This window comes from Hahella sp. KA22, from assembly GCF_004135205.1.
Classification (GTDB): domain Bacteria; phylum Pseudomonadota; class Gammaproteobacteria; order Pseudomonadales; family Oleiphilaceae; genus Hahella.
Map to the genome: position 1 here is coordinate 3,033,986 of NZ_CP035490.1, position 14,065 is coordinate 3,048,050.

The 14,065-nt window shown below is 54.9% G+C and carries 12 protein-coding genes; all 12 read left to right on the forward strand.

Features of this window, described 5'->3' with window-relative positions:
• Window positions 1-4: 4 nt before the first annotated feature.
• Window positions 5-655, forward strand: a complete 651-nt coding sequence (gene leuD / locus EUZ85_RS13605; RefSeq protein ID WP_127969805.1) for a 3-isopropylmalate dehydratase small subunit — start codon at window positions 5-7, stop codon at window positions 653-655.
• Window positions 656-711: 56 nt separating this feature from the next.
• Window positions 712-1,794: a 3-isopropylmalate dehydrogenase gene (gene leuB / locus EUZ85_RS13610; protein ID WP_127969806.1), complete on the forward strand. Its 1,083-nt coding sequence runs from the start codon at window positions 712-714 to the stop codon at window positions 1,792-1,794.
• Between the two features lie 105 nt (window positions 1,795-1,899).
• The gene (gene asd, locus EUZ85_RS13615) at window positions 1,900-3,015 is read left to right on the forward strand and encodes an aspartate-semialdehyde dehydrogenase (RefSeq protein ID WP_127969807.1); all 1,116 of its coding nucleotides are present in this window, start codon (window positions 1,900-1,902) and stop codon (window positions 3,013-3,015) included.
• 543 nt (window positions 3,016-3,558) lie between these two features.
• Window positions 3,559-6,597 carry a FimV/HubP family polar landmark protein gene (locus EUZ85_RS13620; protein ID WP_127969808.1) on the forward strand — a complete coding sequence of 1,013 codons (3,039 nt, stop codon included), beginning with the start codon at window positions 3,559-3,561 and terminating at the stop codon, window positions 6,595-6,597.
• Between the two features lie 47 nt (window positions 6,598-6,644).
• Entirely contained in the window at window positions 6,645-7,496 is an 852-nt protein-coding gene (gene truA / locus EUZ85_RS13625) for a tRNA pseudouridine(38-40) synthase TruA (RefSeq protein ID WP_206618051.1), read from the forward strand.
• Between the two features lie 122 nt (window positions 7,497-7,618).
• Window positions 7,619-8,260, forward strand: a complete 642-nt coding sequence (locus EUZ85_RS13630; protein ID WP_127969809.1) for a phosphoribosylanthranilate isomerase — start codon at window positions 7,619-7,621, stop codon at window positions 8,258-8,260.
• Complete coding sequence (gene trpB / locus EUZ85_RS13635) at window positions 8,244-9,464, forward strand: tryptophan synthase subunit beta (protein WP_127969810.1); 1,221 nt, start codon at window positions 8,244-8,246, stop codon at window positions 9,462-9,464. The genes EUZ85_RS13630 and trpB overlap by 17 nt, the downstream gene beginning before the upstream one ends.
• Before the next feature lie 12 nt (window positions 9,465-9,476).
• Entirely contained in the window at window positions 9,477-10,280 is an 804-nt protein-coding gene (gene trpA / locus EUZ85_RS13640; RefSeq protein ID WP_127969811.1) for a tryptophan synthase subunit alpha, read from the forward strand.
• Between the two features lie 20 nt (window positions 10,281-10,300).
• Complete coding sequence (gene accD, locus EUZ85_RS13645; RefSeq protein ID WP_127969812.1) at window positions 10,301-11,233, forward strand: acetyl-CoA carboxylase, carboxyltransferase subunit beta; 933 nt, start codon at window positions 10,301-10,303, stop codon at window positions 11,231-11,233.
• 44 nt (window positions 11,234-11,277) lie between these two features.
• Window positions 11,278-12,570 (forward strand): bifunctional tetrahydrofolate synthase/dihydrofolate synthase, encoded by a 1,293-nt coding sequence (gene folC, locus EUZ85_RS13650; protein WP_127969813.1) that lies wholly within the window; start codon window positions 11,278-11,280, stop codon window positions 12,568-12,570.
• A gap of 77 nt (window positions 12,571-12,647) precedes the next feature.
• Complete coding sequence (locus EUZ85_RS31915) at window positions 12,648-13,445, forward strand: SPOR domain-containing protein (RefSeq protein WP_127969814.1); 798 nt, start codon at window positions 12,648-12,650, stop codon at window positions 13,443-13,445.
• A gap of 98 nt (window positions 13,446-13,543) precedes the next feature.
• Complete coding sequence (locus EUZ85_RS13660) at window positions 13,544-14,032, forward strand: CvpA family protein (RefSeq protein WP_127969815.1); 489 nt, start codon at window positions 13,544-13,546, stop codon at window positions 14,030-14,032.
• The last annotated feature ends 33 nt before the right edge of the window (window positions 14,033-14,065 follow it).

The following is a 14,065-nucleotide window of genomic DNA, read 5'->3' on the forward strand; positions in this document are numbered from 1 at the left end:
TCCCATGAAGAAATTTACTCAGGTTACTGGCGTGGTAGCGCCTATTGATCGCGCCAACGTCGACACCGATATGATCATTCCGAAACAGTTTTTGAAGTCCATTAAACGTTCCGGCTTCGGTCCGAATCTGTTTGATGAGTTGCGTTATCTGGATGAAGGGCAGCCTGACGCAGATTGCAGCAAGCGTCCCCTCAACCCGGACTTTGTGCTGAATCAACCCCGTTACCAAGGGGCGAGCATCATGCTGGCCCGACGTAACTTCGGCTGCGGATCCAGTCGCGAGCATGCGCCCTGGGCGCTGGACGACTATGGTTTTCGCGCGGTGATTGCGCCCAGCTTTGCGGATATCTTCTTCAACAACTGTTTTAAAAATGGCTTGTTGCCTATTGTTTTAGATGAAAAAGAAGTGGATAAGCTGTTTGAGGAAACTCTCGCTCAGGAAGGCTATCAGCTGACCGTGGATTTGGAGCGTAAGAAAGTCATCAAGCCAGACGGGACTGAACTGTCATTCGAGGTGGATGAATTCAGGCAGCACTGTTTATTGAAAGGGCTGGACGAAATCGGCGTCACTCTGGAAGACAGAGAAGCGATTGCTGCATATGAGGCGCGCCGCAAGGCCGAGGCGCCTTGGATGTTTTTAGGCGTGCAATCCTAGTCAACGTCCGGTCCCTACTTGCGGAAAGACATCAAAACAAACTCCAGAGATTGAACATGGCGAAACAAGTACTGATTTTACCTGGCGACGGTATTGGGCCAGAGATTGTGGCGCAGGCGCGCAATGTATTGGATGTAGTGAACAACAAGTTTTCCCTGGGCCTGACCTTTACTGAAGGTCTGGTGGGCGGCGCGGCCATTGACGCCACTGGCGTTCCCTTGCCTGAAGAGACGCTGGCCGCTGCGAAGGCGGCGGATGCGATACTGCTTGGTGCGGTGGGCGGCCCCAAATGGGACAAGCTCGTTATGGCGATCCGTCCCGAGAAGGGGCTGCTCGGTCTGCGCAGCGGACTGGAGCTGTTCGCGAATTTGCGTCCCGCTATTTTGTATCCACAGTTGGCGGAAGCGTCCTCGTTGCGTCCGGAAGTAGTCGCTGGTCTGGATATTCTGATCGTACGCGAGCTGACTGGCGGTATCTATTTTGGTAAGCCACGCGGCGTCCGCACGCTGGAAAACGGCGAACGCGAAGGCTACAACACTTACGTTTATAGCGAGAGCGAAATTCGTCGCATCGGTCGCGTGGCGTTTGAAGCGGCGCAGAAGCGCAATAAGCGTCTGTGTTCCGTAGACAAGGCTAACGTACTGGAAGTCACTGTGCTTTGGCGCGAAGTGATGGACGAGCTGGCGAAGGAGTATCCAGATGTGGAGTTGAGCCACATGTACGTGGACAACGCGGCGATGCAGCTGGTGCGCGCGCCGAAGCAGTTTGACGTGATCGTCACCGGCAACATGTTTGGAGACATCCTGTCTGACGAAGCCGCCATGCTGACCGGCTCTATCGGCATGCTGCCATCCGCGTCGCTCAATGCGGCGGGCAAAGGCATGTATGAGCCTTGTCACGGCTCGGCGCCGGATATCGCCGGACAGAATATGGCCAACCCCCTGGCGACTATTCTTTCAGCAGCTATGATGCTACGCTATTCTCTCGCTGCGGAAGACGCGGCGGCGGCGATTGAGCAAGCGGTCAGCGACGTGCTGGACCAGGGGTTAAGAACCCGCGACATCGCCGGCTCCAGCGGAGAGTCCGTTTCAACTCAGGCAATGGGCGAAGCCGTGGCGAGGGTCCTGGCGGATCGCTGACCCGCCGTTTCCCAACGTAATCAAATTCTGCGAACAGTCGCCTTGTGCGGCGGCTGTTTCAGTCAGTCAGCTTAATTCACAGAACACATAGAGGTCTTGAAGCAAATGAAGAAAGTGGGTCTGGTAGGATGGCGGGGCATGGTAGGCTCCGTTTTGATGCAGCGCATGCAAGAAGAGAACGATTTCGCGCACATCGATCCGATATTCTTCACCACATCCCAGGTTGGTCAGGCGGCGCCTGACTTTGGCAAACCAGCCCCAGCGTTGAAAGACGCCACCTCCATTCAAGACCTGAGTGAAATGGATATTATTATTTCCTGCCAGGGCGGGGATTACACCAATGACGTGTATCCACAATTGCGCGCCGCTGGCTGGAATGGCTACTGGATCGACGCCGCTTCCGCGCTGCGTATGAAAGACGATGCGGTCATCGTATTGGATCCGGTTAACCGTAAAGTTATTGACCGCGCCATCGATCAGGGACGCAAAGATTTCATCGGCGGTAATTGCACCGTCAGCTTGATGTTGCTGGCCCTGGGCGGTTTGTTCGAGCGGGATCTGGTTGAGTGGGTCAGCCCCATGACCTATCAGGCGGCTTCTGGCGCAGGCGCGCAGAACATGCGCGAACTGATCAAGCAGATGGGCTCCGTTTACGACAGCGTTTCTGCTGAATTGGCGGACCCCGCCAGCTCAATTCTGGAAATCGATCGTCTGGTGGCGGAAAGAATGCGCGGCGGCGAATTCCCTGTGGATCAGTTTGGCGTGCCGTTGGCCGGCAGTCTGATTCCCTGGATCGACAAGCCCATGCCTTCCGGCCAGAGCAAGGAAGAGTGGAAGGCGCAGGCGGAGGCCAACAAAATTCTGGGAAGAGAGGACTCTCCGATTCCTATCGATGGACTCTGCGTACGTATCGGCGCCATGCGCTGCCATAGCCAGGCGATGACGATCAAACTGCGTAAGGATGTCCCTCTGCCGGAAATCGAGCAGATGCTGGCCACGTCCAACGACTGGGCGAAAGTGATTCCCAACGATCGCGACATTTCCATGCGTGAGCTGACGCCGGCGCGAGTGAACGGTGGACTGGATATTCCGGTTGGCCGTTTGCGCAAGCTGAGCATGGGGCCAGAGTATCTGGGCGCATTCACTGTCGGCGACCAGTTGTTATGGGGCGCCGCCGAGCCCTTACGTCGTACGCTGGCGATTTTGCTGGGCAATATCTGATCTCAGTGTTTTGCGACGGCGCCGGTTTTTTGACGCAATCGGCGCCGTTAAATCTGGAAAAATTTGCATTCGTCGTTACAATACCGTTCAAGTGAAAGGCTTATTCCGATTCGCTTGAGCGGTAATCCCGCCTGACTCGGACGGAGTTATCAGTTTCCGAATAACTACCTCCGCCTTTGTTGCTCATTTCCATCTCTGGACTAAATTTAAGTGTGTAGTGGCCGATACGGCTTTTTAGCGCAAGCGTTTGTGATTCATTATCCGTTTCCGGAGTTGGGGAAGTGATTGATCTGCCTGCAAATTGATCAACCAGGCGGGCTTGTATCAAAAATCATCCGTTTGGCCGTTTTGAATAGGCCTAATTTCTTGTAAAAATGCAGGACCTAATTAATACTTAGTAGCAATATTGAAAGTTTATTCTAAACATTCTCATTCAACTGAGATTTTTAACGACATTTGACGCCGTCAGATAACCTCGGGCGGCGCCGGAAGCATCGGCGCGCCACCTGATGAGGTGAAGAATTAATAGAAAGGAAAGACGCTATGGTTCGCAAACTCGCGATTGCAGTATTAACAATGTCCGCGCTTTCATCGGGGGTGGCTAAGGCGCTAGGGTTAGGCGAAGCAAAAGTTTATTCATCGCTCAATCAACCGCTGAATGCGGAAATCGAGCTGGTCAGCGTTCGTGATCTCACCGAGAGCGAAATTTTGACGAATCTGGCCTCCCGGGAAGCGTTCCAGCGCGCCAACCTGGACCGGGTGTATTTCCTTTCGGATTTGCGCTTCAAAGTTTTATTTAAAGACGGCAAGGCCTTTGTTCGAGTGACCAGCTCCAAGCCGGTGCGCGAACCTTATCTGAATTTCCTGATGGAAGTGACCTGGCCCAGTGGAAGACTGTTGCGAGAGTATGCGCTGCTGATCGATCCGCCTACGTTTAGCAGCGAGAGCGTGAAGCCCGCGCAGGTTGCGCCGGCCAGAACCACCACCGCCAGTGCGCCTGCTACGACAACGCGTCCTTCCACTTCAACGACCACAACCAGAACAACCGCTCCTTCCTCTTCGTCCACCTACGATGCGCCTTCTACTTCTGGCTCTTATGGACCGACAGGCGGTGATGACACCTTGTGGGAGATTGCGCTGAAAACCCGTCCGGACAGCAGCGTGTCTCCCCAGCAGATGATGCTGGCGATTCAGGATTTGAACCCGGATGCGTTCTTCGACGGCAACATCAATAAGCTGAAATCTGGTCAGGTATTGCGTATTCCCGACAAAGAGCAGGCTCAGCAGCGCAGCAACCGTGACGCCGTGCGTCAGGTCAGTTTGCAAAACCGCGAGTTTGCGGAAGGGCGCGCGCCATCTACCCGTCAAGTGGATGCGTCAGGAACCGGTCGCAGTCAGACTGGCTCCGCAGCGTCGCAAACCGACGAAGACAAGTTGAGAATTATCGTCTCCAAAACCGGCGAGAATGCTTCCACGACGCCAGAAAAGGCGGGTGATTCCAAAGGCTCTCGCGGCGGGACTTCGAAGACTGCGGAAGAGCTGAGTCTGGCGCAGGAGAAACTGGATCAGGTCTCTCGCGAGAACGAAGACTTGAAGAGCCGGATGGAAGACCTGCAGAGTCAGTTGGAGACAATGCAGCGTCTGGTGTCGCTGAAAGATGACCAACTGGCGGCCATGCAATCGAAAGCAGGCGAAGCCGGTGGCGATACCACTGCCCCGACGCTTCCCGAAGAGCCTGTTATGCCTGGCGATGAAGGCATGACCCCAGGTGAAGAGCCCATGACGCCAAGCGAGCCCTCTATGGGCTTGGGCGATGAGCCTTCCACAATGGGTGAGGGGACGCCAATGTCTCCCGGCATGGAGACGCCAGAAGATCAAACTGGCATGAATACGCCTGAGACGCCGGAGCCTGTTGCACCCGTCACGCCGACAGAACCTGAGCAGCCTCCTGTCGCCGTAGACAAAAAGCCGCCAACGCCTGCGGTTACCGAACCGACTCCACAGCCTGAGCCGGAAAGCTGGATCGACATCATCAAGAACAACGTGATTTACCAGGCCGCTATCGGCGGCGGCGCGGTCTTGTTGCTACTGATTCTTTGGTTGCTGGCCCGTCGCGGCGGTAAAAAAGAAGCGGAAGCGGATGACGACGCTCTGGATATCGCAGACCACGATAATCTGGCGCTGGACTTGGATATTGACGCGGAAGAAGGCGAAGGCGAAACCAAAGTTGGCGGCGATGATCCCATTGCGGAAGCTGACGTGTATATCGCGTATCAGCGTTTCGATCAGGCCGTGCAAGTGCTTGACTCTGCACTGGAAGAAAACCCCAACAATCAGGAATATCGTCTGAAATTGTTGGAAGTGCTGGGTGAAGCCAAAGAAGGCGCGCGCTTCAATGAGACTTATAATCATCTGCGCGAAGCTGGCAACACTGGCGTCGTGAACCGCGCGGATGAAATCAAATCTCGTTTCTCCGACCTGGATGACGAGCCAGGTTTGTCCTTGGACGATCTGGAAAGTCAGTTGCTGGGCGGCGATGATTTCGCCTCTTCAACAGCGGATGAAGACGAATTGGATTTGGATCTGGACGCCAACCTGGATGCGACGGTTCCCAACCAGCCTACCGCACTGAGCGAACCTGAAGAGCTGGAGCCAGTTGAGGAATCCGAAGATAACCTGGATATCGACTTTGACCTGAGCGAAATCGATTTGGGCGAAACCGATAAAGAAGAAGTAGAGGAAGCGAAATCCTCTTCCGGTTATGACAAGGGCATAGATTACGTTTCCAGCAAAGCGCCTGTTGAAGAGGAATCCCTGGAGGACTCTTTCGAGGTGGCGGATGACTCTCTGGCATCCCTTGAGGAAGACGGTTTTGAACTGGCGGACGCTGAAGAACTGGAGTCAGACTTTGAGCTGGATACCGTTGGCTTGGATGATGATCTGGAAACGCTGGATCTGGAGAGCGATCTCAGCGACGAGCTGCTGGATATGGATGCGCCCGCTGAAAGCGACGAGCTGGACGAAACCCTTGATCTGGATATGAATCTGGAAGAGGAAGAGCCCTCTCTGGATCTGGATGACAGCGATCTGGACTTGTCTCTCGACGAACAGCCTGCAGAAAGTAAAGACTTCACCGGCGCAGAGCTATCCAGTGATGTGGCGGAAGAATTCGTGCAACAGGTTGATGATCTGGAAGACGAACTGCCGGACTTGAGCGCTTCCTTCGACGAAGAGCCGAAAGCGGACGTCGCTGCGGAATTGGATACGGATCTCGACTTTAATCTGGATGATGACTTTGGCGACAAAACCATCGTGCAACCGCAAGAGCCTGCGCCAAGCGTAGCGGCGGAATCGAAACCCGCTGCCAAAGAAGGCATGCAGGACGAGTTTGTGGAAGAGCTGGAAGAGGACTTCAACTTCCTGTCCGACACTGACGAAGCTGCAACTAAACTGGATCTGGCCAGAGCCTACATCGACATGGGCGACCGTGAAGGGGCTCGCGATATCCTCGAAGAGGTTGTCGAAGAAGGCAACAACGACCAGAAGCAGGAAGCCGCTTCCTTGCTGAAGAGACTTGCATAATTCCGCTACTTTTCAATAATGCTGCCCTCATGTATTGAGGGCGGCTTATGAATCCAACCAGTTCGAACCAGTCATTGTACCCACTTTCCAACGATCTCTTGCCGGATACCGGGCGCGTTGCGCTGGTGTTGGGCTATGACGGCTCCCGTTATCACGGCTGGCAGGCGCAGAACTCTGGCGTACCCTCCGTGCAGGCGGAAGTAGAGGCCGCTTTATCAAAAGTCGCAGATCATCCCGTTAGTGTCGTGTGCGCTGGTCGCACCGACGCCGGCGTTCATGCGGTGAACCAGGTGGTTCACTTCGAGACGAGGGCGCAGCGCAGTCCATATTCCTGGGCGATGGGCGTCAATCACTTTCTGCCGGCGGATGTGTCTGTGAGCTGGGCGGGCGCGGTGTCTGAAGATTTTCATGCCCGTTACACTGCGACCTCACGCAGTTATCGCTACATTATCTATAACCATCCGATTCGCCCCGCGTGGCTCAATAGCAACGTTACCTGGAACTACCGCCCTCTGGATGTGGAAAGCATGGCCGCCGCCGGCGCGCATCTCATTGGGGAGAATGACTTCAGCGCATTCCGCGGTTCCGACTGTCAATCCAAGACGCCTTTTCGCAATCTGACCCGCCTTGAAGTGAGCAAGGTTGGCGATATGGTGGTGATAGAAGTGGAAGCGAACGCGTTTCTACATCACATGGTGCGCAACATTTCAGGCACCTTGATGGCGGTGGGAACCGGCAAGAAGCCGTCGGACTGGGTGGCGGACGTTCTTGCTTCCAAAAAGCGCTCAAAAGCCGGAGTGACGGCGCCGCCCTTTGGGTTGTACCTGACATCTGTCACCTATCCGGAAGAGTTTACGATTCCTTCATTACGGAAGGGGCCGTTTTTTCTCGGCGTCTGATTTCCTCGATTTCCCGAAGCCGCTTTAACTCGCTATAATCCCAAGCCTGTTATGCGCCGCCGAATCGCTGACTTGAACTTTTCCGGAAAAACGAAAAACAGCATAAAAAAGGAAGAGATAAAATGAATGCCCGCAACAAGCGCGTTCGCTGCAAAATCTGCGGCATCCTTGAGCTGGAGCATGCGCTGGCGGTCTCCGACGCCGGCGGCGACGCCATTGGATTTGTTTTTTATCCGCCCAGTCCCCGATACATTGATCCCGCCGCGGCCAGCCGTATTCTCGCCAAGCTGCCTCCCTTCATTACTACTGTTGGCCTCTTCGTTAATCATAGTGCGGAGCAGGTGAGGGAGATTTTGAATGTCGTCCCTCTTGATGTGTTGCAGTTTCATGGCGACGAAGACAACGATTTTTGCCGCAGCTTTTCCCGCCCTTTCTACAAAGCCATTGGCGTGGGCGATGAGACGGACGTCGTTGCGGAGGCGGCCAAATATCCAGATGCGGCGGCCTTATTGTTTGACACCCATGACCCGCAATTACGCGGCGGCACCGGTAGAGTGTTCGACTGGTCTCGTATTCGTCATGAACTGGGCAAGCCGGTGATTCTCGCCGGCGGCCTGAATCCGACCAATGTGGCGGAAGCCATTCGCACTGTCAGGCCCTACGCCGTTGATGTCAGCGGTGGCGTCGAAGCAAGCAAGGGCGTGAAGAGCATTGAATTAATCCAGGAATTTATAGGTGAGGTATATCGTGAGTACGAGGTTTGACGCTGAAACGCTGGCCAATATTCCGGACCATCGCGGCCACTTCGGCCATTACGGCGGCCGATTCGTATCCGAGACGCTCATGTCTTCGCTGTTGGAGCTGGAGCAGCATTACGAAAAACTGCGTATCGACCCCAAGTTTCAGGAAGAGTTCGACGCGGATCTGGCTGATTACGTGGGGCGTCCTTCTCCTTTGTATTTTGCGGAGCGTCTGACCAAACAGGTTGGCGGCGCCAAGATTTATCTGAAGCGGGAAGACCTTAATCACACCGGCGCTCATAAGGTGAACAACACCATTGGTCAGGCGTTGCTGGCGAAATACCTCGGCAAGCCGCGCATCATCGCGGAAACCGGCGCAGGCCAGCACGGCGTCGCCACGGCGACCGTCGCCGCCCGTCTGGGGTTGAAGTGCGTGGTCTATATGGGCGAAGAAGATGTGCATAGACAGTCTTTGAATGTCTACCGCATGAAGCTTTTAGGCGCTGAAGTGCGTCCCGTCACCAGCGGCGCCAAAACCCTCAAGGATGCGATGAACGAAGCCCTGCGGGATTGGGTGACCTATGTTGACGACACCTTCTACATCATCGGCACGGTGGCGGGTCCGCACCCGTATCCCAAGCTGGTGCGAGAATTCCAGTCCATTATTGGTCGTGAAGCGCGCCTGCAGTGCATGGAAAAAGAAGGGCGGCTTCCAGATGCGCTGGTGGCCTGCGTAGGCGGCGGCTCCAACGCCATTGGTCTGTTTTACCCCTTTATCGCAGATGAGCAGATCAAAATGTACGGCGTGGAAGCCGGCGGACTTGGATTGGAGACCGGTCAGCATGCCGCGCCGCTTTGTGCGGGTCGTCCAGGCGTATTGCATGGCAACCGCACCTATTTGATGGAAGACGAAAACGGCCAAATCTCCGCAACGCATTCTATTTCAGCGGGTCTCGACTATCCGGGCGTTGGTCCTGAGCATGCCTGGCTCAAAGACATCAAGCGCGCGGACTATGTGTCTGCGACAGACGAAGAAGCATTGCGCGCCTTTCATACTCTGACTCGGGTGGAGGGCATCATGCCGGCGCTGGAGTCCAGTCATGCGGTGGCGTACGCCATGAAGCTGGCCAAGACCATGGATAAAGATCAGATCATCATCGTCAACCTGTCCGGACGCGGCGATAAAGACATCCATACTGTGGCCAAGCTTGACGGAATCGAAATTTAAAAAGGGTGTGACATGAGTCGAATTAAGCAATGCCTGGAGACGTTGAAGGCGAACAACAAAACCGCGTTGATTCCCTATGTGACCGCGGGCGACCCCGCGCCGCAACACACTGTAGATATCATGCACGCCCTGGTTGAATCGGGCGCTGACATTATTGAATTGGGCGTGCCATTTTCCGACCCCATGGCGGACGGTCCTGTGATTCAGTTAGCTTGTGAGCGCGCGCTGGAGCATGGAACTTCCCTGAAAATGGTGTTGGGCATGGTGGAAGAGTTCCGCAAGACCAATACAGAGACCCCTGTGGTGTTGATGGGATATTTGAATCCCGTGGAAGCCATGGGCGTGCATCAATTTACCGACGCAGCCAGGGCGGCGGGCGTGGATGGCGTGTTGCTCGTAGACTTGCCGCCTGAAGAAGCGGACATGGCGGCGCCGCACCTGAAAAGGGCGGGACTGGATGTTATCTTCCTTATCGCGCCCACCACTACGGAAGATCGTATCGCCGCCGCCGCGAAGTTCGGCAGTGGATATCTGTACTATGTGTCGCTGAAAGGGGTGACTGGCTCCAATGCCCTGGATGTCGACGATGTGGAAAAACATGTCAGCGCCATCAAGTCTCTGACCGATATGCCTGTCGGCGTTGGTTTCGGCATCAAAGACGCGGCCACGGCGAAAGCAGTGTCGGCAGTATCCGATGGTGTAATTGTCGGTAGCGCACTTGTGAATACAATAGCGACTAATGCTGAAAATCCTGAGCAGATGCGCGCCAAAGTAAAAGAGCTGCTTAGCTCCATGCGCGCCGCGATGGACGAATAAACAAGTGAGTAGGGTTTAATATGAGTAACTGGTTAGAAAAGATTATTCCGGGAATGGGGGGAGCTCAGTCCAAGCACAAGAGTAACGTTCCCGAAGGCTTGTGGAAAAAGTGCCCTAAGTGCAGCGCCGTACTCTATCGCCCTGAGCTGGAAAAAAACCTGGATGTGTGCCCCAAATGTCAGCACCACATGCGCATATCCGCGCGGAGACGTATCGACATTTTCCTGGACGGCGCCGACAGAGTGGAGCTTGCTCCTGAGCTGGAGCCGGCGGATCGTCTGAAGTTCAAAGACACCAAACGCTATAAAGACCGTCTGGTCAGCAATCAGAAAGCGACGGGTGAAAAAGACGCCCTGGTGGCCTTCAAGGGAACTGTCGCCGGCGTGCCGGTTGCGGTGGTGGCGTTTGAATTCAACTTCTTGGGCGGCTCCATGGGCGCGGTGGTGGGCGAGAAGTTTGTTCGCGCCGTAAATGTCTGTCTGGAAGAGAATCGCGCACTGATCTGCTTCTCCGCCAGTGGCGGCGCGCGTATGCAAGAAGCGTTGATCTCCCTGATGCAGATGGCGAAAACCGCTGCGGCGCTGGAAGTAATGAAGCAGCGCGGCCTTCCTTACATCTCTGTGATGACCGACCCTGTGTTCGGCGGCGTATCCGCCAGCCTCGCCATGCTGGGCGACCTGAATGTGGCGGAGCCCAATGCGCTGATTGGTTTTGCTGGTCCTCGTGTTATTGAGCAGACCGTGCGTGAAAAACTGCCTGAAGGCTTCCAGCGCAGCGAATTTCTGCTGGAGCATGGCGCGCTGGATATGATTCTTGCGCGTAATCAATTGCGTCGCAGACTATCGATGCTCATCTCCAAAATGATGAAGCTGCCAGAGCCTGAATTTGAAGACGAAGAAGATCTCGAAGATGAGGAAATGGAAATACCGGAACCGCCAGAGAATCTGGAGTAAGCCGGTCATAGCCTGATATCGGATCTCAAAGCGTAGATAGGAATATGGAACCTCGAAGACTGTCTGACTGGCTTGACTATGTATCGCAACTGCATACTCAGGTCATAGAAATGGGACTGGATCGCGTCAATGACGTATTCCGCCGACTTTGCCGCAACGCCAGACTGGCGAAAACTGTGGTCACCCTCGCGGGAACCAACGGTAAAGGCTCTACGCTGGCGGCGGTGGAGGCGCTTGCTCTCGCTGCGGGCAAAACGGTGGGCGCTTACACATCGCCTCACATTCTGCGTTTTAACGAGCGTGTGCGCATTAATGGCGTTGATGTCAGCGATGAGGCGCTTGAAGCGGCCTTCGCCGCCGTAGAAACAGCCCGCGGTCAAACGGCGTTGACCTATTTCGAGTTCACCACGCTGGTGGGGTTCTATTTGTTTCAGCAGGCCAGGCTGGACGTGGTTCTGCTGGAAGTGGGTCTGGGCGGGCGCCTGGATGCGGTTAACATTGTTGATCCTGATCTGGCGGTGATCACCAGCGTGGATCTGGACCATCAGGAATGGTTGGGCGATTCACGCGAAGATATCGGCCGCGAAAAGGCGGGTATTCTCAGGCCGGGCATTCCTCTGGTCATCGCCGAAGAGGCGCCGCCCACGAGCGTGGTGGATGTGGCTGGGAAACTGGGGTGCGCAACCTCCATCTGGCGCCAGGATTTTACTTTCGAACGCTCTGGCGATGCATCACAAGCCCTGCAATGGCGCGGTCGCCGCAAGCATACTGAGATGGTCATTGATGGGCTGAGCGATAATGGCCTGCCTATGGCTAATATGGCGGCTGCGATACAAGCCGCCATGCTGCTTAACTTTTCTCTGTCTGAAGCACAGATCGTTGCTGCAATTGCTGGCGTCAAAGTTCAAGGACGGTTTCAGTTGTTGCGGCGTAATCCAGAAATGTACGCTGATGTGGGCCACAACCCCCATGCGGCGCGCTATCTCAAGCAATGGCTGGCTGGATTGCCGGTGAAGAAGCCCCAGGTAGCGGTATTTTCAGCGCTGAAAGACAAAGACGTGGCGGGCATAGTCAAAGAACTCACCGGCGTATTCGACCGCTGGTTTGTCTTTCCTCTCAATGTGGATCGGGCCATGCCGTTGGCGCAGCTGGCGGAACTGGTCCAGCAGAATCAACCCGCACCGCTGCAAACCTGTGATTCCCTGTCGGAGTGTCTGGCTCAGGCGACATCTGAGGTGGGGGCGGACGGGCGCATCGTCGCCTTCGGTTCTTTTTTCACCGTGGCGGAAATTTTTCAAAACGGTATGATGGGAGCCGATGAGGGAGACGGTCGCTAAGCGGATCGTCTCCACGATCTTTTAATCCATTTGGTTTTTTCCATCATGATTTCTATATACAGTCACAGGGTTTTTCTATGGATGGATTAAAGCAGCGTATTGTCGGCGCTATTGTGCTGGTGTCCCTGGCGGTCATATTTCTGCCCATGTTGTTCGATAACGCCCAGCAGGAAAAGACATCCCAGATCATTATCATTCCTGACAAGCCGGAAACGCCCAATTTCACTATCGAAGAAGCAAAAGCGCCGCAACTGAGCGCAGGCGACGCCAACGCGGCAACGCCTTCGCAGCCGGCTAATGCACAAACGGGCGACGCGGTCGCGGACGAAACTTCCCGGATTTCTGGCTCCGCTGAGGAGATAGCGCAAGAAGCGGCCATGGCGGAAATGCACAACATGAGTGAATCCAAACCGGCCGTAACAACGCCAGAACCAGCTCCGCAAAAGGTTGTGGAGGCGAAGCCGGAGCCTAAACCTGAACCGCAGCAGCCCAAGCCTGATCCCAAACCTGTGGTGAAGGGGGAGGAAAAACCGGCGACGACGGTAGCTGTAGCGACTCCATCAGCCAGCGCCAAGAACGAGACCAAAGATGCGCCTAAAGATTACAGTCTGGATAAAGACAAGTCTCCTGCTGCATGGTCAATTCAAATCGGTACGTTCAAGAATCGCGACAGCGCCTTGAAAATTCGTAATGAGCTGCATGACGATGGTCATCCTGCATTTACTCAGGAATATCGCAGTTCAGAAGGCGAAAACCTGGTCCGGGTCTTCGCCGGGCCGGTAATGGAGCGCAGTCAGGCGGACAAGCTCAAGTCTCAGGTGGACAAGCGCTACAAAGTCAACTCCCTCGTCGTGCAATACCGCCCAGGGCAATAGCCCGCCGCGACAAAGCATTAGTTTTTCTGCCCCCTCCTTTTTGCTAGAATGATGCGCCCCCGAAATACGGGGGCTAATTACGCTATTTCCAGGATGCTATGATGATTTGGGCCGATTGGGTCATTATTGGAATTATTGGTTTATCCACGGTAGTCAGCCTGGTCAGAGGCTTCGTCAAAGAGGCGCTTTCTCTGGTTACCTGGGTTCTCGCATTTATAGTGGCGCGCATGTTTTATGTGCATTTGGCCACGCTGCTGGAAGGGCTTATCTCCGTACCTTCCGTCAGGCTGATCGCAGCCTTTGTCATACTTTTCATCGTGACGCTCATCATCGGCGCGTTACTGAACCATTTGATTACCGCATTGGTGAAGTCCACAGGCCTGTCCGGTACCGATCGTACCCTGGGCATGGCGTTTGGAATGATCCGGGGCGTGGTGTTGGTTGTCGTTGTCGTGGCGCTGTTGCGACTGACTCCCGTCGTACAGGACCCCTGGTGGTCGGAATCGACGTTAATTCCCCATTTTGAAAAATTGGAAGCTTGGTCGCGGTCGGTCTTCGGCGACCCCATAGCGTCTATGCTTACATAAACCGCTTAAATTTTTGCGCGAGATTCAAAGACG